The sequence below is a fragment of the Xanthomonas codiaei genome (assembly GCF_002939785.1).
Taxonomy (GTDB): domain Bacteria; phylum Pseudomonadota; class Gammaproteobacteria; order Xanthomonadales; family Xanthomonadaceae; genus Xanthomonas; species Xanthomonas codiaei.
On record NZ_MDEC01000019.1, the window covers coordinates 75,196 to 96,976 of the forward strand.

Genomic DNA, 21,781 nt, shown 5'->3' on the forward strand with positions numbered 1-21,781 from the left:
TTTCTCCTCACTTCACACCATGCATGAGTTTGTTGATCAGCGGCGCGATCAGGAACAGCAGCGCGCCGGCGCCCACCAAGGCCCAGAACCCGAAGGTATACCCGCCCAGCGCCGAGGACACGCTCATGCCTTCGTTCCCGCTGACATGGCCGGCAAAAATGCCCGACAGGTTGTTGCCGATGCCGGTGGACAAAAACCAGCCACCCATGCCGAACCCGACCAGGCGCACCGGGGCCAGCTTGGTCACCATCGACAAGCCGATCGGCGACAGGCACAGCTCGCCCACCGACTGGATCACGTAGACCATGAACAAGGTCCAGAACGGGATCTTGCCGGCATCGTTGACCAGGCTGGACAACGCAAACATCAGCAGCAGGAAGGCCAGGCCGTTGAACAACAGGCCCAGGCCGAACTTGCGTGGAATCGACGGATTGAAGCGGCCGGCCTGGACCCAGATCCAGGCGATGACCGGGGCCAGCGCGATGATGGCGATCGAGTTGACCGACTGGAACCACGCGGTCGGGAAGGTCCACTCGCCAAAATTACGGTTGACGATGTTGTCGGCCAGGAAGGTGAACGAGCTGCCGGCCTGTTCGAAGAACATCCAGAACAGCACGTTGAAGGCGAAGATGATCAGCATCGCGATCACCTTGTCGCGCTGTACCTTGCCCTCGCGGATGCCCTCCACCAACAGCATCACCGACAGGCCGATGAATAGCGCCGTCAGCACGATCTGCAACACGTCCGCGCCCACGGCGAGCAGGAAGTACACGCCCGGAATCGCCAGCAGGCAGCCCACCAGCACCATCAGCACGCGGCCCAGGCCCTGCGCACCCGGCGCCGGTGCGCCGATGCCCTTGAGCTGGACGCGGCCGAACCAGAACCACACCAGGCTGATCAGCATGCCCACGCCGGAGGCCATGAACACCATCTTGTAGGACGGCATGGCTTCGGTGCCGAAGACCCTTTCGGCCAGCAGCTGGGTCAACACCGGCGAGATCATCGCGCCCAGGTTGATGCCCATGTAGAAGATCGTGAACCCGCTGTCGCGGCGCGGATCGGCGACCGAATACAGCTTGCCCACCATGGTGGAGATGTTCGGCTTGAACAGCCCGTTGCCGACCACCACGGTGGCCAGGCCGATCTCGAACATGGTGTGGTCGGGAATGGCGATCAGGAACAGACCGGTCGCCATGACTGCTGCGCCGACCAGGATCGAGCGCTGGTAACCGAGCACGCGGTCGGCCACGTAGCCGCCGAAGATCGCCGCCGCGTACACCAGCGCCAGATAGGCGCCGTAGGTGCGCCCCGCCGGCGCCTGCCCGGTGGCGTCGCCGCCGAAGAACTGCGCCACGATGTACAGCACCAGCGCCCAGCGAATGCCGTAGAACGCGAAGCGTTCCCAGAATTCGGTCATGAACAGCAACCACAGCGGCCGCGGATGGCCCAGCAGCGTGGGGAACTCGGGAAGCGCAGGCGGCTGCGGCGGGTTGGAGGCGGATGTCGGCGCGGCAGCGTCAACGCTCATAGGGGTCCCTTGCGTATTCAGTATTGGCTGGGGCACCGGGGCGAACCCCGGGGCGACGCGCGAGGATCACTTAGACGTCATGTACGCGTCAAATTCGCCGGAGTCGCCGACCTGATGACGGTAGACGGGAAGAACCTCTGCACCGCCTCCCTTCTCGCGTCGGGAGAAGGTGCCCGAAGGGCGGATGAGGGTGCGAAGTCGCCGGGCGGTGCCGATCGCCCTCTCCCAGCATTGGCGGGGTGGCTGTCCCTGGGATAACGCCCGTAACCTCACCCCAACCCCTCTCCCGCAGGGAGAGGGGCTCAAGCGCAACGGCTGCGCCGGTGCGCTGCAGCTCTTGCGGTGTTCGCTCCTTAGCAGTGCCTGCTTCTTGCGTTCCTGATGTCTTTTCTGTGCTGATTTCGTCTGACCAAGCTAGTTGCCTAACCAGTCCAGCCCAGCTTCGTTGCGTTGCTCAGCTCTCCGCCGTACCGGCATTGCCCTGGGACGGACGATTTTCCACGCCCACCGAGGTGCGCACGTCGAACAGTTCCGGGAAGAAGGTCAGTGCCAGTGCCTGCTGCAGGAAACCCACGCCGCTGGAGCCGCCGGTGCCGCGCTTGAAGCCGATCACCCGCATCACCGTGCGCATGTGGCGGAAGCGCCAGAGCTGGAACTGGGTTTCCACATCCACCAGGTCCTCGCACAGCGAATACTCGCGCCAGTAGCGGTCGGTGTTTTCGTAGATACGCTCGAACACCGGTCGCAAGCTGTCGTCGGCCACATGTGCGGCGGTCCAGTCGCGCGCCTGGTAGTGCTGCGGAATTGCATGCCCGAAGCGCGCCAGGTAGCGCAGGAATTCCTCGTACAGGCTGGGCGCTTCCAGCACCTCGCGCAGCCGCGCCTGGCCCTGCGGGTCGTAGGCGAATACCTGCAGCATCTGCGGGTTCTTGTTGCCGAGCAGGAACTCGATATAGCGGTACTGCAACGACTGGAACCCCGACGAGGGGCCGAGCACGTCGCGGAAGCCCATGTATTCACTGGGCGTGAGCGTCTCCAGCACCGACCACTGCTCGGTGAGCTGGCGCAGCACCTGCTTGCTGCGCGCCAGGACCTTGCGGCATTGCCAGACCTCGTCGCGCTGCAGATGCACGATCGCCGCGCGCAACTCGTGCGCCAGCAGCTTCAACCACAGCTCCGAGGTCTGGTGCTGGATGATGAACAGCATCTCGTCGTGGTGCGCCGGCTCGGACAAGGGCTGTTGCGCCGACAGCAACTGGTCCAGCCGCAGATAGCCGCCATAGGTCAGCCGCCCCTGCAGATCGGTGTGGATGCCGGGTTCCAGGTCACGCAGGTTGTTGTCGACGGGCATGGCGGGGGCAGATGGATCGGGCCGACCAGGGTAGCGCGCTTGGCAGCCGCCGCGGATTCGGGATTCGGGATTGGGGATTGGGGATTGGGGATTGGGGACTGGCGGAGGGCGGAGCGCGCAGATGATCGTGGCGCGTCGCCGGTTGGATGCGGTTGGAGCACGGACGTCGTGCTTGGGTGGATATCGATCTCGGGAGGCGGGCACGGCTGTCGCGCCGGGTGGTCGGCATCGCTGGGGTGGCGGGGACCGTTCGGTAATCGATGGCGTTCGGACGCGGCGGGTCCGATGGCTGCCGGCGTTGTTGCGCCCGGTTCGCAATCGCCTGGGGGTTGGCCGCCTGTCGGCCGCCTGCTTGTTTGCTCACGGCCGTGGGTCGGCGGGTGCCGGGCCGGTGGGTGCTTGCGTCGGTAGCATGCAGAGTCACCAACCGGTCGGCTGCCGCTCCCGGGCCATGGACCGCCGGCCAACTCTTTCAGCCCTGAACCACCTGGCGTGCCGCCGGCGCGGTCTCAGCCGCTGCGCTGCTGTCACCTTATCGTCAACCTAGGTCTGCAAATTCATGCAGAATTCAACGGCGCTGCCGGCCAGGGACGTGGCCGGACCAGGGGAGCGCTTCACGTCTCACGGATCAGGGGACTCTTATCTCATGCATGTGTTGCAGCGTCGTGCAGCCTTACTTCTGTGCGGGCTGGCCTGTGCCGGCCACGCCCAAGCCCAAGTCGTCATCAGCCAGGTCTATGGTGGTGGTGGCAATAGCGGCGCCACCCTCCGCAGCGATTTCATCGAGCTGCACAATATCGGCAGTACCACGGTCAGCCTGGACGGCTGGTCGGTGCAGTACGCCTCGGCCGCCGGCAGCAGCTGGCAGGTCACCCCGTTGGCAGGCAGCGTGCCGACCGGCGGCTATTACCTGGTCAAGCAGGCCGATGGCAGCGGCGGCAGCGTAGCGCTGCCCACGCCCGACGCCACCGGCACGCTGGCCATGAGCGGCACCGCCGGCAAGGTGGCGTTGAGCAATGCCACGGCCGCACTGAGCGGCAGCTGCCCCACCGGTTACGCCGATCTGGTCGGCTACGGCGGCAATGCCAGCTGTGCCGAAGGCAATGCGCCCACCCCCGCTCCCAGCAATACGCTGGCGGTGCTGCGCGGCGGCGACGGCTGCACCGACACCGACAACAACGCGGCCGATTTCGCCACCGGTGCGCCCACCCCGCGCAACAGCGCCAGTGCGGCGCGCCTGTGCAGCGGCGGCGGCCAGCCGGTCGCCACGCTGGCCGATGTCAGCCAGGCCGAGGGCAATAGCGGCAGCCGCAGCTTCGTGTTCACGCTGAGCCTGAGCCAGCCGGCCGGTGCCGGCGGGGTGAGCTTCACCGCCGCTACCGTCGATGGCACCGCCACCGCCGGCAGCGACTATGTCGCCTTGCCCGCGGCCACCTTGCGCATTGCCGCAGGCGAGCGCACGGCCACCATTGCGGTGGATGTGCTGGGCGACACCATCGCCGAGCCGGATGAAAGCCTCCGCTTGCAGATCAGCGGGGTCACCGGCGCGCTACCGGCCACGCTGAGCGCCACCGGCACCATCGTCAACGACGATTTCAGCCTGCTGCCGATCCACGCCATCCAGGGCAAGGGCGCACGCTCGCCGCTGGACGGCCAGGTCGTCGCCACCTCGGGCATCGTGACAGCACGCCGCAGTGCCGGGTTCTTCCTGCAAGCACCGGATAGTGAGGCCGACGCCGACCCGTCCACCTCCGAGGGCGTCTATGTCTACACCGGCAGCGCGCCGCCGGAAGCCGCCGCCGTCGGTAACCGGGTGCGCGTGCAGGGCACGGTGATAGAATACGTGCCCAGCGCCGACCCCACCCAGCCGCCGCTGACCGAAATCGGCGGCAGCGTCACCGTGCTGGCCGATTCCACCGGCAACCCGCTGCCGTCGCCGGTGATGCTGCGTGCGGACTTCCCCAACCCCAACGGCGCCTATGATCAGCTCGAAGCGCTGGAAGGCATGTGCGTGGCCGCCGCCAGCCTCACCGTCAATGCGCCCACCGGCGGCAACGTCAACGAAACCAATGCCACTGCCACCAGCAATGGCGTGTTCCATGCTGTGGTCACCGGCGTGCCGCGTGCCTACCGCGAGCCGGGCGTGCAGTTGCCCGACCCGCTGCCGGCCGGCTCGCCTGCCGGCGTGCCGCGCTGGAACACCAACCCGGAAGTCATCGCCGTCGGCAGTGCCGGCGTGGGTGGGGAGCGACTGGACCTGGCCTCCGGCTGCCTGGTGTTCAATGTGGTCGGCCCGCTGGACTACGGCTTCCGCCGCTACACGCTGTACCCGGAACGCACCCCGCAGGTGATCTGCAATGGTGCCGACCAACCACGCCCTGCGCCGCTGCCGCAGGCCGACGACGTGGCCGTGGCCACCTACAACATGGAGCGCTTCTTCGACGACCAGAACGACCCGGCGATCGGCGAACCGGTGCTCACCCCGGCCGCGTTCCAGGCCCGCCTCAACAAGGCCTCGCTGGCAATCCGCAACTACCTGCATACGCCCGACGTGCTGGGCACGGTGGAAGTGGAAAGCCTGAGCGTGCTGCAGACCCTGGCCGCGCGCGTCAATGCCGACGCGGTAGCCGCCGGCCAGCAGGACCCGCGCTACGTGGCGTATCTGCAGGAAGGCAATGACGTCGGCGGCATCGACGTCGGCTTCCTGGTCAAGACCTCCGAGGTCGCCGGCGGCGTGCCGCGGGTGGAAGTGCTCTCCATTGCGCAGGAAGGCAAGACCACCACCTGGACCGAGCCGGCCGGTGGTGTCAGCCTGCTCAACGACCGCCCGCCGCTGGTGCTCACTGCCAACGTGCACCAGGCCGACGGCCGCGTGCTGCCGTTGACCGCCATCGTGGTGCATCAGCGCTCGCTCAACGGCGCTGACACCGACGATGCGGCCGGTACCCGCATCCGCGCCAAGCGCCAGGCCCAGGCCGAGTATCTGGCGCGCCTGCTGCAGACACGTCAGCAATTGAACCCTGACGAAAAAGTACTGGTGATGGGCGACTTCAACGCCTTCGAGTTCAACGACGGCTATGTGGATGCCATGGGCACCATCACCGGCAAACCGGCGCCGGATGCGCAGACCGTGGTGGGCGGAGATGGCGCCGATCTGGTCGACCCGGACTACACCGACCTGACCTGGTTCAACACGCCCGACCAGAGCTACTCGTACGCCTTCGACGGCAACGTGCAATCGCTGGACCACATCCTGGCCAGCGATGCGCTGATGCGCACGCCGCAGATCGCCTCGCTGTTGGTAGGCCATGCGCGCATCAATGCCGACTTCCCCGGCACCGCGCGCAACGATACCAATACGCCCACGCGCCTGTCCGACCACGATCCCACCGTGGTGTTGTTGCGCATGCGCAAGCAGGTCAATGCGGACCTGGGCGTGGCGGTGAGCACCGCGCGTCCCGAGGTCACCGAAGGCGAGCGTATCGAGTACACGGTGGACGTGGACAATCGCGGGCCGGAGAGCGCCGCGTTTGCCGCAGTGGCGTTGGCATTCGATGCCGCAGTGAGCCCGCGCGTCAGCGCTGCGCCGGGTTGGGTGTGCCAACCGCCGCAGACCGGTACGCAGACCGTGGTCACCTGCACCATCGCGTCGCTGGCGCCCGGCAATGTGCAGCGTTTTGCGGTGCAGGTGGAGGCCGGCGCCACACTGGCCGGCCGCGCGTTGCTGCTGGCGGCATCGGTGGCTTCGCAGACCCCCGATCCGCAGGTGGACAACAACACCGACACGGCCAGCGTGACCGTGCTGGCGCAGCTGCGCAGCGATCTGGCAGTGCGGCTCGATGGCCCGGCCAGCCTGCCGACCAGCGCCTTCAACGCCAGTTACCGGGTGCTGCTGGACAACATCGGCACTGCCCCGGCACAGCGCCCCAGCGTGGTGATCGAAGGCAATACCGTGTCTGCACTGTCGCTGCTGGTTCCGCCACGCGGCTGGCGCTGCGACAAGCAGCTGCAATCGCTGCGTAGCGCACGCTTCGTCTGCAGCAGTGCGGCGTTGATGCAACCGGGCACGCAGGCGGTGTTCCAGCTGAGCGTTGCAACCCGGCCCGTCCCGGCCGCGGGCGCGGTCCGCGTGCAGGCCAGCGCCACGTCCGCATCGCCGGACGCGAACCCGGCCAACGATTCGGCGCTGATCGTCACTCCGATCGGAGGTGGTGCGGGCCGTCGCTGATCGCACTGCACCACGTCACAGTTGCCAACAGTGACAAAGGGCGCGGCCTGGTCCGCGCCCTTTTTTTTGTGCATCCCAGCATCATTGTGTGTTGCGGTGCAGGACGTGGTTTTGCTCCACCGTCCTTAACATGGCAACTCATATCATTTGAAACTTCTTGGTGAAGGTGTCGCCGCAATGAGCGTAGCCGCGCAGTTCCAGATCGACTATCTGCAATACATGGATGCGGACGGCAAGCTCGTCCGCGACGACCTGCCGGCCGACGCCGCCAACCCGCAAACCCTGCTGGCGCTGTTCAAGCGCATGCTGTTCGTGCGCACCTTCGACAGCAAGTCGGTGGCGCTGCAGCGCACCGGCAAGCTCGGCACCTATGCCGCCAGCCTGGGCCACGAGGCCACCCACGTGGGCATCGGCGCGTCGATGCGCAGCGGCGATGTGTTCGCGCCCAGCTACCGCGAATACGGCACCATGTTCGAACGCGGCGTGCGCCCGCGCGATGTGCTGTTGTACTGGGGCGGCGACGAGCGCGGCAGCGATTACCCGCGCAATGCCGATGCGGCGATCGACTTCCCGATCTGCGTGCCGATCTCCACCCAGTGCCTGCACGCGGCCGGTTCGGCGCTGTCGTTCAAGCTGATGGGCAAGCCGCAGGTGGCGGTGGCCTGTTGCGGCGATGGCGGCAGCTCCAAGACCGACTTCTACGCCGCGCTCAATTCGGCCGGCGCCTACAAATTGCCGTTGATCCTGTGTGTGATCAACAACGGCTGGGCGATTTCGGTGCCGCGCGCCGCGCAGACCGGCGCGCAGACGCTGGCGCAGAAAGGCCTGGCCGGTGGCCTGCATTGCCTGCAGGTGGACGGCAACGACCTGATCGCCGTGCTCGAGGCGATGCGGCAGGCGCGCGAGCGCGCCCTGGCCGGCGACGGCGGCACGGTGATCGAGTTCATGACCTACCGCCTCACCGACCACACCACCGCCGACGATGCGCGCCGCTACCGGGGCGAGGACGAGGTCAAGCAGGCCTGGACCCGCGAACCGCTGCTGCGCCTGCGCCGCTATCTCACCGCGCAGGGCTTGTGGGACGAAGCGCAGGAAGACGCGTGGAAAACCGAATGCAGCGCGCGCATCGACGAAGAGGTCAATGTGTATCTGAACACCCCGGTGCAGCCGGTGGAAGCGATGTTCGATTACCTCTACGGCGAGCCACCGGCCGAGTTGCTGGCCCAGCGCGCCGAGGCGATGGCCCTGGAGGCGCGTCATGGATGAGCTCAAGCATGTGCCCGCCGACACTGCGCAGCACGCCAGTGCCCCCTACCACGCCGCTGCCACGCGCGGAGAGATCGCCATGAGTTCGCCCATCACCCTGATCGAAGCCATCACCCAGGCACTGGCCTGGGAGCTGGACCACGACCCCACGGTGCTGGTGCTGGGCGAGGACGTCGGCGTCAACGGCGGCGTGTTCCGCGCCACCGCCGGCCTGCAGCAGCGCTTCGGCAGCGAACGCGTACTGGATACCCCGCTGGACGAAACCACCATCGCCGGCCTGAGCGTCGGCCTAGCCGCGCAGGGCATGAAGCCGGTGGCCGAAGCGCAGTTCGACGGCTTCGTGTATCCCATGGTCGATCACCTGATCTGCCACGCCGCACGCCTGCGCAACCGGACCCGCGGCCGCCTGCATTGCCCGATGGTGCTGCGCGTGCCGTGGGGCGGCGGCATCCGCGCGCCGGAACATCACAGCGAAGCCAACGAAGCCATCTTCACCAACGTGCCCGGTTTGCGCGTGGTGTTGCCGTCCTCGCCGCAGCGCGCCTATGGCCTGTTGCTGGCCGCGATCCGCGACCCGGATCCGGTGATCTACATGGAGCCCAAGCGCATCTACCGCCAGTACAAGGAAGTGGTGGCCAACGATGGCGAAGCGCTGCCGCTGGATGTGTGCTTCGTGCTGCGCGACGGCACCGATGTCACCCTGGTGGCCTGGGGCGCGCAGGTCAAGGAAGCGCTGGAAGCGGCCGACAAGCTCGCCGGCGAAGGCATCAGCGCCGAAGTCATCGACGTGGCCACGCTGCGCCCGCTGGATTTCGACACCATCGCCGAATCGGTGGCCAAGACCGGCCGCTGCGTGATCGTGCAGGAGGCCCCGCGCACCGCCGGTTTCGGCGCGGAAATTGCCGCGCGCCTGGCCGAGCAGTCCATGTACGACCTGGTGGCCCCGGTCGAACGCGTCACCGGCTACGACACGCACATCCCGCTGTTCCGGCTGGAAATGAAGTACCTGCCGAGCGTGGAGCGGATCGTCACCGCCGCGCGGCGTGCGGTGGCTGCCGGCTGACATGCGCGCCCGTCTGCTGTGCGAGCACCGCGCCGCCTACGCCAACCCGGTCCGCTTCCACGCTGGTCAGCGGGTCAGCGTCGGCGTGCGCGACGAAGAATGGCCGGCGTTCGCCTGGGTCACCACCGATGGCGGCCGTGCCGGCTGGGCACCGCTGGCCTGGCTGCGCCCGCTGGGCGAGGGCCTGGCCGAAGCGCTGCGCGATTACGACGCACGCGAACTCGATGCCCAGGCGGGCGAGGACGTGTTGCTGCATCACGAACACGGTGGCTGGTGGTGGTCCGAGCGTGCCGATGGCGCGCAGGGCTGGCTGCCGGCGGCCGACCTGGAACTCCTCGAAGACACCCTGCCGCCGTTGCCCGCGGCACAAGAGAATCTGCCATGAGCCAAAGCAAGACGTTTCACCTGCCCGACCTGGGCGAAGGCCTGCCCGACGCCACCATCGTCGAATGGTTCGTCGCCGAAGGCGACAGCGTGCGCCTGGACGAGCCGCTGGTGTCGATGGAAACCGCCAAGGCGGTGGTCGAGGTGCCCTCGCCGTTTTCCGGCACCGTGGTCAAGCTGGCCGGTGCGGCCGGCGATGTGATCGTGACCGGCGCGATGCTGGCGCAGTTCGCGCTGGATGCCTCGCAGCCGCAGCGCGCCGATGGCCAGGACACCGGCCACGGACATGGGCACGGTGGCGCGCAGGCGCAGACGCCCAGCACCGGCCAGAGCGCGGCCGGTCCCAGCGAGCGCGTGGTCGCATCCGACAATGGCGGTGAGATCGCCGACGCGGATGCAGACGGCGAGGCGCCGGGCGAGCGCGACGACGCCGGCACCGTGGTGGGCGCCATGCAGAGCTCCAACACCGTGCAGAGCGAACAGGCCATTGCCGTCGGCGGCGTGCGCGCCATGCCGGTGGTGCGTGCGCTTGCGCGCAAGCTGCGCGTGGACCTGGCGCAAGTGCAGGCCACCGGCGCGGACGGCACGGTGACGCTGGCCGATGTGAAGCAGGCCGCAGCCGCAGGCACCGCGCGGCCCTCACCCGGCGCGCGGGGCGCGCCGACCTCTCCCGCAAGCGGGAGAGGTGGCCTGGTCAGTGACGGGGGGAGAGGTGGCCTGGTCGGTGACGGTGGGAGAGCCAACGGAATCGCTGCAGACGGCAGAGATCGATCGGCAACGACGACCCTTCTCCCGCCTGCGGGAGAAGGTGCCCGCAGGGCGGATGAGGGCAGCACTACCCGCTCCACGCTCTCGGCCAGCGGCAAGCCGATGCGCACCCAATCGCCAGGCACCAGCGTCAAGGGCCAGCCCGAACAGCTCAAGGGCGTGCGCCGCAACATGGCGCGCGTGATGGCCGATGCGCACAGCAAGGTGGTACCAACCACGCTCAACGACGACGCCGACTTGCACGCCTGGCAGCCCGGCAACGACGTCACCGTGCGCCTGGTGCGCGCCATCGTGCGCGCCTGCCAGGCGGTGCCCGCGCTCAACGCCTGGTTCGATGGCGAGGCGCTCAACCGCACACTGCACCATCAGGTCGATATCGGCATCGCGGTGGATACCGAGGAAGGCTTGTTCGTGCCGGCGCTGCGCAATGCCGACATGCTCGACGCCAACGGCATCCGCGAGGGCATCAACCGCCTGCGCCAGCAGGTGGAAACCCGCAGCATCGCCGCCTCCGAACTCAGCGGCTACACCATCTCGCTGTCCAACTTCGGCATGTTCGCCGGCCGCTATGCCACCCCGGTGGTGGTGCCACCGTGCGTGGCCATCGTCGCCGCCGGCCGCGCGCGCTACCAGCTCGTGCCGGTGATGGGCGGCGTGGAGACCCACAAGGTGATGCCGCTGTCGCTGACCTTCGACCACCGCGCCGCCACCGGCGGCGAAGCCGCACGCTTCCTGCGCGCGATGCTGGACGACCTGGCAGCCCCAAACTAGACGCTTTCTGCGGTGGCACCCAAGGTGCCACCGCGCGGCGTCGAAAAGCAGCAGCATGTACTTCGCAAGCTGCCCCGTTTTGCGAAATTCAGTAGCGTGGACACGATGCAGGCGCGAACCTGTTGATCAGGCCTCGCAATCTACGCGCTGTCTGATCGGGCTCCTGATGCTTATGCAAAAGGGATCGTCCCTTTTCTGACGCTGCTCCTTCGCTAGCCTTCGGATTTTGGCTTGTAGTTCTGCCAGATCTCCGGCTCTTGCTCCCAGGGCGGCGCGCATTGTTCAAATTCAAGATGATGCCTGGTGGGCGAATCCCCCGCGTGGTGCACTTCGCTGTAGAACTGAACACACTGCTGGTAGCCGGAATCGTCGCGATTGCGATAAAGGTGCCTTAGCTCCGAGTCGGTAACGCTTGTCCCAGCGTAGTATCCATGTTTATAGAATGGCATTTTGGCTGGCGCCGAAGTCATCTCGCCACGACTGCTCAGGCCAAAGGCGACATCGCGACCGGTCTCAACAGCGAAATCCAGGGCACCTTTGGATTTTTTCTTGAAAACGTTGGTTTCATTGAGGACCGCTTGCTTCTCTACATCTCTGTAGGTTCTTCCTGCCAAGGCCTCTGGATCACCAAGCATCGACATCGCCCTACTCATATCGGGCGTTTCGTTGCTGAAGTTCTCTCTGTTGTGATCGTTCACGGCGGACGCCCACTTCGGATTTGCTCGCAAATGATCGGCAAAATGCTGATTCAATTCCGGACAACGCTCCTCCGGGTCGAATGATGGATGACCACCCAGGAACTGACGCACAGTAATCGGTATATTATCCAAGCTATGCATCATGGCGGCGTCGTCCCCGTCATGCGCCCAGCGCAGGAGTTTCTCCTGCGCCTCCTGACGGCCAAAGAAGAGCGTATTTTCAATCTGTCCAACAAGACGGCGCTTGGAACTTTCTGGCGCTTGCGATTGCCTCGGCGCGGGCCTCAGCCCCTCGAATCTTCCGGACGAAGATGTACTGGAACTGATGGAATCGGGACTAGGACATTCTTCTTGGTACTGCAAAGAGTTCACAGTGTGTGTCGCCGGAGAGTTCGGCAAGCTGCTGCACTTGGAGATACATGAACCCATCTTGGCTACCTCGCATTAACTTTGGCCTAGCGTGGCCTTGATCATCGTAGTAACAAATAATCTAATCACCACGATCTATCACGTTCTGCGCAAATACGAATTGGCTCGCAAGAATACGAAAGGTTTTCGACTCCGAAGGAGCTGCCGAGCCTGCCGTCCACCACGATTGCCACGCCCGCAAATGCAACTGACGCGGCCAATGCTGGATAATCGCCGCATGTCATTTGCCCAACTCTCGCTGTCGCCACGGCTGCTGCCGTTTTTCGAGACCGCACTGCGCCAGGCCGGTCATCGCACGCCCACGCCGATCCAGCAGCAAGCGATCCCCCCGATGCTGGCCGGGCGCGATCTGATTGCGATGGCCCAGACCGGCTCGGGCAAGACGCTTGCCTATGCGCTGCCGTTGCTGCAGCAACGCCTGCTCGCCCCGGACGCCGCCCCGCGCGTGCTGGGCGCGCTGGTGCTGGTACCCACCCGCGAACTTGCCGCACAGGTGGAGGCCACGCTGCGCCAGCTGGCTGCGCACCTGCCACGGCGGCTCAAGATCGTTGCCGCCACCGGCGGCAGCTCGATCAACCCGCAGTTGCTGGCGCTGCGCGGCGGTGCCGACATCGTGGTGGCCACGCCCGGCCGGTTGCTGGACCTGGTGGAACACAACGCGCTGCGCCTGGGCGAGGTCGCCACGCTGGTGCTGGACGAAGCCGACCGCCTGTTGGACCTGGGCTTCGGCGCCGAGCTCGATCGCATCCTTGCGCGATTGCCGGCGCAGCGGCAGAGCGTGCTGGTGTCGGCCACGTTTCCGCCCGCCATCGCCGCGCTGGCCAAGCGCCGGCTACGCGACCCACTGCGCATCGCCGTCGAAGCGACACCCGAGCAGGCGCCGGCGATTGCGCAGCGCGCCATCAGCGTGGATGCCGCCCAGCGCACCCAGCTGCTGCGCCAGTTGCTGCTCGATCACGGCTGGCCGCAGCTGCTGGTGTTCGTCGCCAGCCGGCACACTGCGGAAAAGGTCGCTGAAAAGCTGGAGAAGACCGGTATCAGTGCACAGCCACTGCACGGCGAGTTGAGCCAGGGCCGCCGCGAACGCACGCTGTCGGCCTTCAAACAGCAGACTGTGCAAGTGGTGATCGCCACCGATCTAGCAGCACGCGGCATCGATATCGTGCAACTGCCGGCAGTGATCAACTACGACCTGCCGCGCTCCACCGTGGAGTACACCCATCGCATCGGCCGCACCGCACGTGCCGGCGCCAGCGGCGTGGCGATCAGCTTCATCACCGCCGACAACGCGCAGCAATGGCGGTTGATCGAAAAACGCCAGGGCCTGCGTGTCGCCGCCGAGGTGATCGCCGGCTTCGAACCCACGCCTAGCGACGCGCCCGCCGCGGACACGCCGGCACGTGCCGCCGGCGACAACGGCGGCATCAAGGGCAAGCGGCCCAGCAAGAAGGACAAGTTACGCGCGGCCGCGCAGGCCGCGACCAAGCCCGACTGACCTGCGCAGCGGGCGCGGCACATCGCGGTGCGGATGACGCCCTTCAAGTCGCTGGCAGCGCATGGTCGCCAGAGGCGTACCGCGGGGCTGGCGCGCTGCTTCGGCTCGCCAAACCACGCAATATGGCCGCAGGCGCCACTGTGTATGCAGACTGTACCGGGATGGCGGGCAACGCCAGGCGAGCAATCGCCCGGCAGGTGCGGGCGACACGGACAGAACACGATGCCGGCGGAGGACGGCAGATTTCAGCAGCCGGCTGCGCCTGCCTGGCAGCGGCGCCGTCATCCAGTCATGCGGTCATCTGAAAACTGCGCTCAGTCCTGCTCGAAATCCAGTTCGCCACCGGCCAGCGCCTCGCCATCGGCACGCGGGGTGCGCTTGGCGGGCTTGCGCAGGATTTCCACGAAGAACTGGTCGCCACCGTCGCCGGTGAGCGCATTGATCGAGCGGATCAGCTCTGCCGGCGGCAGCGGCTGCGCACTGGCCTCGTCCACGCCGAAGCGCATGTCGAAGTCCCAGTAATCGGCTCCTTCCGGCAGATCCTTGCGGCGCTCGCGGCGGATGTACTTGCGGATATCGTGCTTGCTGGCTTCCAGCAGACGATCGCGATTCTTGCCTTCGAGGTTGAGCTGGTAGGTCTTGCGCATGGCGACTTGGTTCCGGAACTGGCCGCCTATTGTGAGGCCATGCGCCGGTTCTGGGCGAATCGTCGGCCTTTGCGCGGCTCGAACGGGCACCGGCGCGCGAATGCGTTGGATTGGGGAGTTGCAGTTGCACTGGCGAGCGTAGCGGTGCCCGCAGGGACTGGCGGCAACGCCGCGCCGTCCCAATCGCTCCCGACCGATGCAGGAGGGCAAGGAGCGTCGCCAGCTCAACCCGGCAGTGCGCGCATGCGCGCACGCCACTCACCCAGCCCGGCCGGTGGTCAGCACGGGAGTCGGCTGTTGCATGGTGATTCCTTCCAGGGGCGCGCAAGACGATCACAGGCGCAGCCGCGGGCCGCGCGTCATGCAATGGCGATCGACGAACGCGTGCCGCCCTCCATCGGCAACGGCGGCTGGCCCGCCGTTGCCGGTCCAGCTCAGGCGTGTTGCGTCACCGCAGGGGCGTTGCCGGTGGCGGGCCGGATCTTGAACCAGATCGAATACATCGCCGGCAGGAACACCAGGGTCAACACGGTGCCGGCCAGGGTGCCGCCGATCAGCGTGTACGCCAGCGTGCCCCAGAACACCGAGTGGGTGAGCGGGATGAACGCCAGGATCGCCGCCAGCGCGGTGAGGATCACCGGCCGCGCACGTTGCACGGTGGCTTCCACCACCGCGTTGAACGGGTCCAGCCCTTCGGCCTCGTTGTGATGGATCTGCCCGATCAGGATCAGCGTATTGCGCATCAGGATGCCCGACAACGCGATCAGCCCCACCAGCGCATTGATGCCGAACGGCTGCTGGAACAGGATCAGCGTCGGCACCACGCCGATCAGGCCAAGCGGGCTGGTGAGAAACACCATCACCATCGCCGAGATCGAACGCACCTGCAGGATGATGATGAGCAAGGTGGCCGCCAGCATGATCGGGAACAACGGCAGCATCGCGGTGGTTGCCTTGCCCGATTCCTCGATGGAGCCAGCCTGGGTGATCCGATACCCGCCGGGCAGGTTGTCGATGATCGGCTGCAGCTGCCTGGTGATCGCCGCCGAGACATCCGGCGGCTGCAGCTGGTCGTCGACATCCCCGCCCACCGTGATGGTCGGCACCCGATCGCGGCGGCGCATCACCGGCTCTTCCATGCGCACATCCACCTTGCCCACCTGCGATAGCGGCACGCGCTGGCCATTGCCACCGGCCAGGGTGAAGTCGGCGATGCGTGCCGGATCCAGGCGCGTGTCGCCGGCCGAACGGGCCACCACCTGCACGCTGCGGATATCTTCGCGCACCAGCGTGATCGGCACGCCGGTCAGCAGGAACTGCAACTGCTGGGCGACCGCGGTCGAGGTCAGCCCCACTGCCTGCAGGCGGTCCTGGTCCAGACTGAAATGCAGCGTCGGCGTGCGCACGCCCCAGTCGGTATTGACGGTGCGCAGCATCGGGCTGTCCTGCATGACCTGCGTGACCTGCGCGGCGATGCCACGCAGCACCTGCGGGTCCGGACCGCTCACCCGGTAGGCCACCGGGAAGTGCGAGTACGGGCCGAAGGTCAGCTGCGTCACGCGCACGCGCGCTTCCGGTGCCAGGCCTTGCGCGATCGCCTCACGCAAGCGCAGCTTCAGCGTATCGCGCTCGTGCCGGTCGTCGGTGCGCACCACGATCTTGGCGAACGAGGGGTCCGGCAGTTCCGGGCCCATCGCCAGGAAGAAGCGCGGCGCACCCTGACCGATGTACGCGGTCACGATCTTTGCTTTCTTCTGCCTGGACAGCCAGGCTTCGACCTTGGCGGCCGCCGCACTGGTCTGGTTGATCGAGCTGCCGTACGGCAGCTGCACCTCGACCAGCACTTCGGGCCGGTCGGAGATCGGGAAGAACTGCTTCTTGACGATGCCCATGCCGGCGATCGCCAGCACGAACAGCCCTACCACCGAACCGGCCACCAGCCACTTGCGGGCAATCACGCGGCCCAGCGCATCGCGGAAGCGGTTGTAGCGCGGCGTGTCGTACATCGCCGCGTGGCCGCCTTCGATCTTCTTCAGGTCGGGGAGCATCTTGACGCCCAGGTAGGGCGTGAACACCACCGCCACCACCCACGACACGATCAACGCGATGCCCACGATCCAGAACATGTTGCTGGTGTATTCGCCGGCGGAGGAGGCGGCAAATCCGTTCGGCATGAAGCCGACGGCAGTGACCAGGGTGCCGGACAGCATCGGCGCAGCGGTGTGGCTCCATGCGTAGGCCGATGCGGCGACGCGGCTATAGCCTTCTTCCATCTTCACCACCATCATCTCGATGGCGATGATGGCGTCGTCCACCAGCAGGCCCAGCGCCAGGATCAGCGAACCCAGCGTGATGCGGTCGAAATTCTTGCCGGTGGCCAGCATCACCACGAACACCGCGGCCAGCGTCAGCGGCACGGCTGCCGCCACCACGATGCCCACCCGCCAGCCCATGCTGACAAAGCACACCAGCATCACCACCAGCAGCGCGACGAAGAACTTGGTCATGAACTCGCCGACCGACGCGTCGATATTGACCGCCTGGTCGGTGACCTTGCTCAGGCGCATGCCCAGCGGAAGCTCGGCGTTGATCGCGCGCACTTCGCTGTCCAGCGACTTGCCAAGATCCAGGCCGTTCCAGCCATCGCGCATGATGATGCCCAGCAGCAACGCCGGCTCGCCGCCGCTGCGGATCATGAAGGTGGACGGATCTTCGTAGCCGCGTTTGACGGTGGCGATATCGGACAGCTTCAACGTGCGGCCCTGCACCACCAACGGGGTATCGCGGATCTTCTGCAGGCTGTCGAGCGCGCCATCCAGGCGGATGAACACCTGCGGCCCGCGCGTCTCCACCGAACCCGCTGCATTCAGCGCGTTCTGCGCGTTGAGCGCGGCAAACACGTCCTGCGGGCCGACACCTAGCGTGGCCAGACGCTCGTGCGAGAACTCCACAAAGATGCGCTCGGGCTGCTCGCCGACGATGTTGACCTTCTTGACCCCCGGCACGTGCAGGATGCGCTGGCGCAAGGTTTCCGCATCGCGTGCGAGCACTCGTTGCGGCTCGCCCCTGGCCTTCAGCGCGAACAGCGCAAAGGTGACGTCGGCATATTCGTCGTTGATCATCGGCCCGATCACCCCGGCCGGCAGGTTGGCCACTTCATCGCCGGCTTTCTTGCGCGCCTGGTAGAACTGCTCCTGCACCTCACCAGGCGGGGTGCTGTCCATCAAGGTCAGCGTCGTGAACGCAAGACCGGGGCGCGTGTAGGTCTCGGTGCGGTCGTACCAGCGCAGCTCCTGCATGCGTTTTTCGAGCTTTTCGGCCACCTGGTCCTGCATTTCCTGCGGCGTGGCGCCCGGCCAGGCAGTGACGATCGTCATCACCTTGATGGTGAATGCCGGGTCTTCGGCGCGACCGAGCTTGAGAAACGCGACCAGGCCGGCCAGCGATATCAGGACGATCAGAAACAGCGTGATGGAGCGCTCGCGCACGGCCAGCGCCGAGAGATTGAAGCGGCCCTCGCTCACGGCTGCGCTCCTGCCGCCTTGGCGGCGTTGCCAGCGCTGCCGGCAGCGCTGGCAACGGCGATGCGTACCTGCTCGCCATCGCGCAGCAGGTGTGCACCCAAGGCCACGATGCGCTCACCGCGCGCCAGCGTGCCGGTGACGTTGGCATGGTCATCGTCCAGGCCCAGCACGGTGACCGGCCGCCAGCTCACCTTGGTCGGGTTGCCGGCAATCACCCACACCCCCGGCCCCTTGCCGGCATCGAACAGCGCGGCCAGCGGCACCTGCAGGCCGGCCTGGGTACCGGTTGCGGGACTGCCGGGGACGCGCACGCTGACCGTGGTACCGAGCGGCGCCTGCGCCAGCGCGCCGTCGAGCACGTAGCGTGCCTCGAAGGTGCGCGTCAGCCGGTCGGCACTCTCGGACAGCTGGCGCAAGGTGGCCGGCACGCTGACGGCGGCGTTGCCGAACAGCGTGGCCTGGGCCACCGAGCCGATCGGCGGGCGCAGCGTCTCCGGCAGCTGGATCACCGCCTCGCGCGGGCCGGCATGCGCCAGCCGCACCACCGGCTGCCCGGCCGCGACCACCTGGCCCGGTTCGACCAGGGTCTCCATCACCACGCCATCGGCATCGGCCAGCAGGTCGGAATAACGGTTGGCGTTGCGCGCCACGTCGGCCTGGGCCTGGGCGGCGCTCAGTTGCGCCTTGGCCGCATCGGCGGCGGCCTTGATCTGGTCGTAGGCCGAGGCGGAGATGGCACCGGTGCCGCGCAGGTCGCGGTACCGGGCTTCATCGTCGGCGGTCTGCTGGGCGCGGGCGCGGGCAGCGGCCACCGCATCCTGCTGCGCACGCGCGGCCAGCTGCAGATCCACCGGATCGATGCGCATCAACGCTTGCCCGCGCTTGACGCTCTGGCCGGCATCGACCAGCCGCTGGGACACCTTGCCGGCCACCCGGAAGCCCAGCTCGCTCTGCACCCGCGCCGCGACGGTGCCGGAGAAGCTGCGCGCTGCACTGCTGGCATCGCCCAGCGTGGCCACTCGGACCAACGGGGTGGCGGTGCGTGGATCGGGCTGTGCCTGTCCGCCGCAGGCACTCAGTGCCAGCGGCAGGACAGACAGAGCGGAGCTGACAACAAGGCGGTGCCGAAGCATGGGAATCCCGAAGCGAGCTGATGAAGGCTCGCATCCTGGGACTTGTGACCATATCAGTCAATAGTCACAAACGAATTCATGGCGACAGACTGCGTAGCACCAGACCCGACAGCAGCACCGGCATCTCTTCGACCTGCTCCAGGTTGTACTGGAGCACCGCCGGATTCATGTACGGGCGCAGCACCGCGTAAACCGCCTGGGCGGCCTCGTCCAGCGGCGTCTTGCGTTCGAAATCGCCATTCAGCCGCCCCTGCTGCAGCACGTCGTGCACCAGCTTCTGCATGCGGACCTCATAGGCAACGACCGATTGCCAGCGCTCGGTGGCGGCCGACGCCGCAATTTCGTAAAGCTTGCGGTCCTGGAAGCACAGCCGCAGGCTGGCCTCGGTAATCACCTTGAAAAGCCTGCGGATTTTCTCTGGCGCCTGGTCGGTTTCGTCCATCGCGGCACGGACCTCGGTTTCGATCTGGCGCATGCAGTTGGTGCAGATCGATTCGCCGATGGCCTGCTTGGACTCGAAGAACTTGTAGATGTAGGCCTTGGAGAACCCGATCGCCTTGGCCAGGTCCGAGACAGAGGTCTTCTCATAGCCATAGCGGCTGAAATGATCGGTGGCGGCGATGACGATCTGGTCGCGCACGTCGTGGTCGACCGGGCCCCGGCCGGAAACTGGATAACTGGATGTTGTGCTCATTCCAACAGCTTAGCGCGGTGGCCCCCGACTTACAAAAGTGACCATTTCGTACTACAGTCACTCACCGTCCCGCCACTCTGGTTCCGTCATGCTCTCACTCCGCACCCTCGCAGCGCTCATTGCCGCCAGCCTTGCCGCAGGCTGTGCGGTGGGCCCCGACTATGCTCGTCCCGATGCTCCCCTGCCCGAGCACTATCTCGGGCAGGCCGCCGTGGCTGAACGCCAGGCCAGCACACAGGCCGATCTGGATACCTGGTGGATCGGCTTCAACGACCCGGACCTGAGCCGCTACGTCACCGCCGCGCTGGCGCAGAACCTGGACCTGGCGCAGGCCAGCGCGCGGGTGACCCAGGCACGCGCCGGGCTGAGCGCCGCCATCGCCGCCTTGCTGCCATCCGGCAACATCAACGGCAGTGCCACGCGCGCCTACCAGTCGTTGGAGACGCCGCAGGGCCAGGTGCTGAACAGCATCCCCAGCTTCGACCGCTATGCCAGCATCTACGAAGCGAACCTTGGCGCCAGCTGGGAGCTGGACCTGTTCGGCGGCCTGCGCCGCGGGCGCCAGGCCGCATTGGCCGACTACCAGGCCACCGAGGCCGGCGCGGCGGCCACCCGTCTGGCGGTGGCCGCGCAGACCGCCGACATCTACATCAGCATCCGCGGCCTGCAGGCGCGGCTGGACGTGGCGCAGCGTCAGGTCGCCACCCAGCAGGGGCTGGTGTCGATGGTGACGCTGTTGCACGGCAAGGGTCTGGCGGCCGAACTGCAACTGCAGCAGGCCCAGGGCGCACTGGGCCAGGCGCAGGCCACGGTGCCGGGTCTGGAAGCCGGCCTGGTCGCGGCGATGAACGCGCTGGACGTGATGCTGGGCGCGGTGCCGGGCACCCACCGCGCCGAACTGGCGGCCAGCAAACCCATCCCGGCGGCGCCGCAGATCGCCGACAGCGGCGCGCCGGCCGACCTGCTGCGCCGCCGTCCCGACCTGATCGTGGCCGAACGCCGGCTGGCCGCTTCCAATGCGCGCATCGGCGTGGCGATGTCCGAGTACTACCCTAAATTTTCGCTGAGCGGGCTGGTGGGCAGCGCCACCGCCATCTCCGGCGCCAATCTGTTCACCGGCGATGCCGCGCAGGCGTCCGGCGTGCTGGGACTGCGCTGGCGGCTCTTCGATTTCGGCCGCATCAACGCGCAGATCGCCCAGGCCAAGGGCCAGGAGGCCGAACAGTTGGCTGCGTACCGCTTGGCTGTGCTGCGCGCTACCGAAGATGTGGAAAACGCCTTCACCGCACTGGTCAAACGCGAGCAGCAAGCCGCAGTGCTGTCGCAGGCCGTGGATGCGCTGGGCAAGGCGCGCGGCGCCTCGGCACTGGCCTATGAAAAAGGCACGGTCAGCCTGATCGAAGTGCTCACTGCCGACGACAGCCTGCTGCGCGCCTCCGACGCGCAGGTGCAGGCACGCACGGATGCAGCGCGCAGTGCGGTGGCTACGTTCAGGGCCCTGGGTGGTGGTTGGCAGACTGGCGGCGATGAAGGGGTGGCGGTGCAGTACTAGCAGTAGCAGTAGCCGCTAACGTCATGACCTACAGCGCCGACGATTGCCAGCGTTCGGGCAGGTGATGCTTGCATGTTTCTGTATCTGCTCACCAGACGCCACGCGTGGCTGCGCCCCGTACCCTCACCCCGACCCCTCTCCCGCAGGAGAGGGGCTAAGAGCAGCTAGAGCGTGTTATGAACTTGAGGCTTTCGCGGCTATCGTATGCGGATGAAGCCACCACGCCCTTATCCGACCGACGTCTCCGATG

14 protein-coding genes are annotated in these 21,781 nt (G+C 66.8%); 7 read left to right on the forward strand and 7 right to left on the reverse strand.

Annotated features, from left to right (window positions below):
* Positions 1–7 precede the first annotated feature (7 nt).
* Positions 8–1,528, reverse strand: a complete 1,521-nt coding sequence (locus XcodCFBP4690_RS14205) for a peptide MFS transporter (RefSeq protein WP_104541752.1) — start codon at positions 1,526–1,528, stop codon at positions 8–10.
* A gap of 454 nt (positions 1,529–1,982) precedes the next feature.
* Entirely contained in the window at positions 1,983–2,879 is an 897-nt protein-coding gene (locus XcodCFBP4690_RS14210; protein WP_104541754.1) for a tryptophan 2,3-dioxygenase, read from the reverse strand.
* Positions 2,880–3,525: 646 nt separating this feature from the next.
* On the opposite strand from XcodCFBP4690_RS14210, the gene XcodCFBP4690_RS14215 reads away from it, so the two are divergent.
* From XcodCFBP4690_RS14215 to XcodCFBP4690_RS14235, 5 genes are all read left to right on the forward strand, one after another.
* Positions 3,526–7,107, forward strand: a complete 3,582-nt coding sequence (locus XcodCFBP4690_RS14215; protein WP_104541756.1) for a lamin tail domain-containing protein — start codon at positions 3,526–3,528, stop codon at positions 7,105–7,107.
* Between the two features lie 177 nt (positions 7,108–7,284).
* The gene (pdhA, locus tag XcodCFBP4690_RS14220) at positions 7,285–8,373 is read left to right on the forward strand and encodes a pyruvate dehydrogenase (acetyl-transferring) E1 component subunit alpha (RefSeq protein ID WP_104541758.1); all 1,089 of its coding nucleotides are present in this window, start codon (positions 7,285–7,287) and stop codon (positions 8,371–8,373) included.
* On the forward strand, positions 8,366–9,436 hold the full coding sequence (locus XcodCFBP4690_RS14225) for an alpha-ketoacid dehydrogenase subunit beta (protein WP_167394625.1): 1,071 nt from the start codon (positions 8,366–8,368) through the stop codon (positions 9,434–9,436). Before pdhA ends, XcodCFBP4690_RS14225 begins: the two co-directional genes overlap by 8 nt.
* Before the next feature lies 1 nt (position 9,437).
* Complete coding sequence (locus XcodCFBP4690_RS14230) at positions 9,438–9,821, forward strand: SH3 domain-containing protein (RefSeq protein WP_104541782.1); 384 nt, start codon at positions 9,438–9,440, stop codon at positions 9,819–9,821.
* Positions 9,818–11,359: a dihydrolipoamide acetyltransferase family protein gene (locus XcodCFBP4690_RS14235; RefSeq protein ID WP_104541760.1), complete on the forward strand. Its 1,542-nt coding sequence runs from the start codon at positions 9,818–9,820 to the stop codon at positions 11,357–11,359. Before XcodCFBP4690_RS14230 ends, XcodCFBP4690_RS14235 begins: the two co-directional genes overlap by 4 nt.
* 212 nt (positions 11,360–11,571) lie before the next feature.
* Here the strand turns inward: XcodCFBP4690_RS14235 and XcodCFBP4690_RS22465 are convergent, their stop codons facing one another.
* Positions 11,572–12,429: a hypothetical protein gene (locus XcodCFBP4690_RS22465; protein ID WP_146091904.1), complete on the reverse strand. Its 858-nt coding sequence runs from the start codon at positions 12,427–12,429 to the stop codon at positions 11,572–11,574.
* Between the two features lie 274 nt (positions 12,430–12,703).
* Here XcodCFBP4690_RS22465 and XcodCFBP4690_RS14245 point away from each other — a divergent pair, with 274 nt between their 5' ends.
* On the forward strand, positions 12,704–13,981 hold the full coding sequence (locus tag XcodCFBP4690_RS14245) for a DEAD/DEAH box helicase (protein WP_104541784.1): 1,278 nt from the start codon (positions 12,704–12,706) through the stop codon (positions 13,979–13,981).
* Between the two features lie 314 nt (positions 13,982–14,295).
* On the opposite strand, the gene XcodCFBP4690_RS14250 is transcribed toward XcodCFBP4690_RS14245, so the two are convergent.
* The 4 genes from XcodCFBP4690_RS14250 to XcodCFBP4690_RS14265 form a co-directional block, all read right to left on the reverse strand.
* A complete protein-coding gene (locus tag XcodCFBP4690_RS14250; RefSeq protein ID WP_029218563.1) occupies positions 14,296–14,628 on the reverse strand; it encodes a DUF6172 family protein in 333 nt (110 codons plus the stop codon).
* 434 nt (positions 14,629–15,062) lie between these two features.
* Entirely contained in the window at positions 15,063–18,152 is a 3,090-nt protein-coding gene (locus tag XcodCFBP4690_RS14255) for an efflux RND transporter permease subunit (protein ID WP_104541764.1), read from the reverse strand.
* Complete coding sequence (locus XcodCFBP4690_RS14260; protein WP_104541766.1) at positions 18,149–19,285, reverse strand: efflux RND transporter periplasmic adaptor subunit; 1,137 nt, start codon at positions 19,283–19,285, stop codon at positions 18,149–18,151. Before XcodCFBP4690_RS14260 ends, XcodCFBP4690_RS14255 begins: the two co-directional genes overlap by 4 nt.
* A gap of 76 nt (positions 19,286–19,361) precedes the next feature.
* A complete protein-coding gene (locus tag XcodCFBP4690_RS14265) occupies positions 19,362–19,979 on the reverse strand; it encodes a TetR/AcrR family transcriptional regulator (protein WP_104541768.1) in 618 nt (205 codons plus the stop codon).
* 88 nt (positions 19,980–20,067) lie between these two features.
* On the opposite strand from XcodCFBP4690_RS14265, the gene XcodCFBP4690_RS14270 reads away from it, so the two are divergent.
* Entirely contained in the window at positions 20,068–21,531 is a 1,464-nt protein-coding gene (locus tag XcodCFBP4690_RS14270; protein WP_104541770.1) for an efflux transporter outer membrane subunit, read from the forward strand.
* The last annotated feature ends 250 nt before the right edge of the window (positions 21,532–21,781 follow it).

Excerpts from the sequence above, each read along its gene's own strand:
- XcodCFBP4690_RS14205 (WP_104541752.1), bottom strand. The coding sequence starts at position 1,528 with ATGAGCGTTGACGCTGCCGCGCCGACATCCGCCTCCAACCCGCCGCAG.
- XcodCFBP4690_RS14210 (WP_104541754.1), bottom strand. The coding sequence starts at position 2,879 with ATGCCCGTCGACAACAACCTGCGTGACCTGGAACCCGGCATCCACACC.
- XcodCFBP4690_RS14215 (WP_104541756.1), top strand. The coding sequence starts at position 3,526 with ATGCATGTGTTGCAGCGTCGTGCAGCCTTACTTCTGTGCGGGCTGGCC.
- pdhA (WP_104541758.1), top strand. The coding sequence starts at position 7,285 with ATGAGCGTAGCCGCGCAGTTCCAGATCGACTATCTGCAATACATGGAT.
- XcodCFBP4690_RS14225 (WP_167394625.1), top strand. The coding sequence starts at position 8,366 with ATGGATGAGCTCAAGCATGTGCCCGCCGACACTGCGCAGCACGCCAGT.
- XcodCFBP4690_RS14230 (WP_104541782.1), top strand. The coding sequence starts at position 9,438 with ATGCGCGCCCGTCTGCTGTGCGAGCACCGCGCCGCCTACGCCAACCCG.
- XcodCFBP4690_RS14235 (WP_104541760.1), top strand. The coding sequence starts at position 9,818 with ATGAGCCAAAGCAAGACGTTTCACCTGCCCGACCTGGGCGAAGGCCTG.
- XcodCFBP4690_RS14245 (WP_104541784.1), top strand. The coding sequence starts at position 12,704 with ATGTCATTTGCCCAACTCTCGCTGTCGCCACGGCTGCTGCCGTTTTTC.
- XcodCFBP4690_RS14250 (WP_029218563.1), bottom strand. The coding sequence starts at position 14,628 with ATGCGCAAGACCTACCAGCTCAACCTCGAAGGCAAGAATCGCGATCGT.
- XcodCFBP4690_RS14260 (WP_104541766.1), bottom strand. The coding sequence starts at position 19,285 with ATGCTTCGGCACCGCCTTGTTGTCAGCTCCGCTCTGTCTGTCCTGCCG.
- XcodCFBP4690_RS14265 (WP_104541768.1), bottom strand. The coding sequence starts at position 19,979 with ATGAGCACAACATCCAGTTATCCAGTTTCCGGCCGGGGCCCGGTCGAC.
- XcodCFBP4690_RS14270 (WP_104541770.1), top strand. The coding sequence starts at position 20,068 with ATGCTCTCACTCCGCACCCTCGCAGCGCTCATTGCCGCCAGCCTTGCC.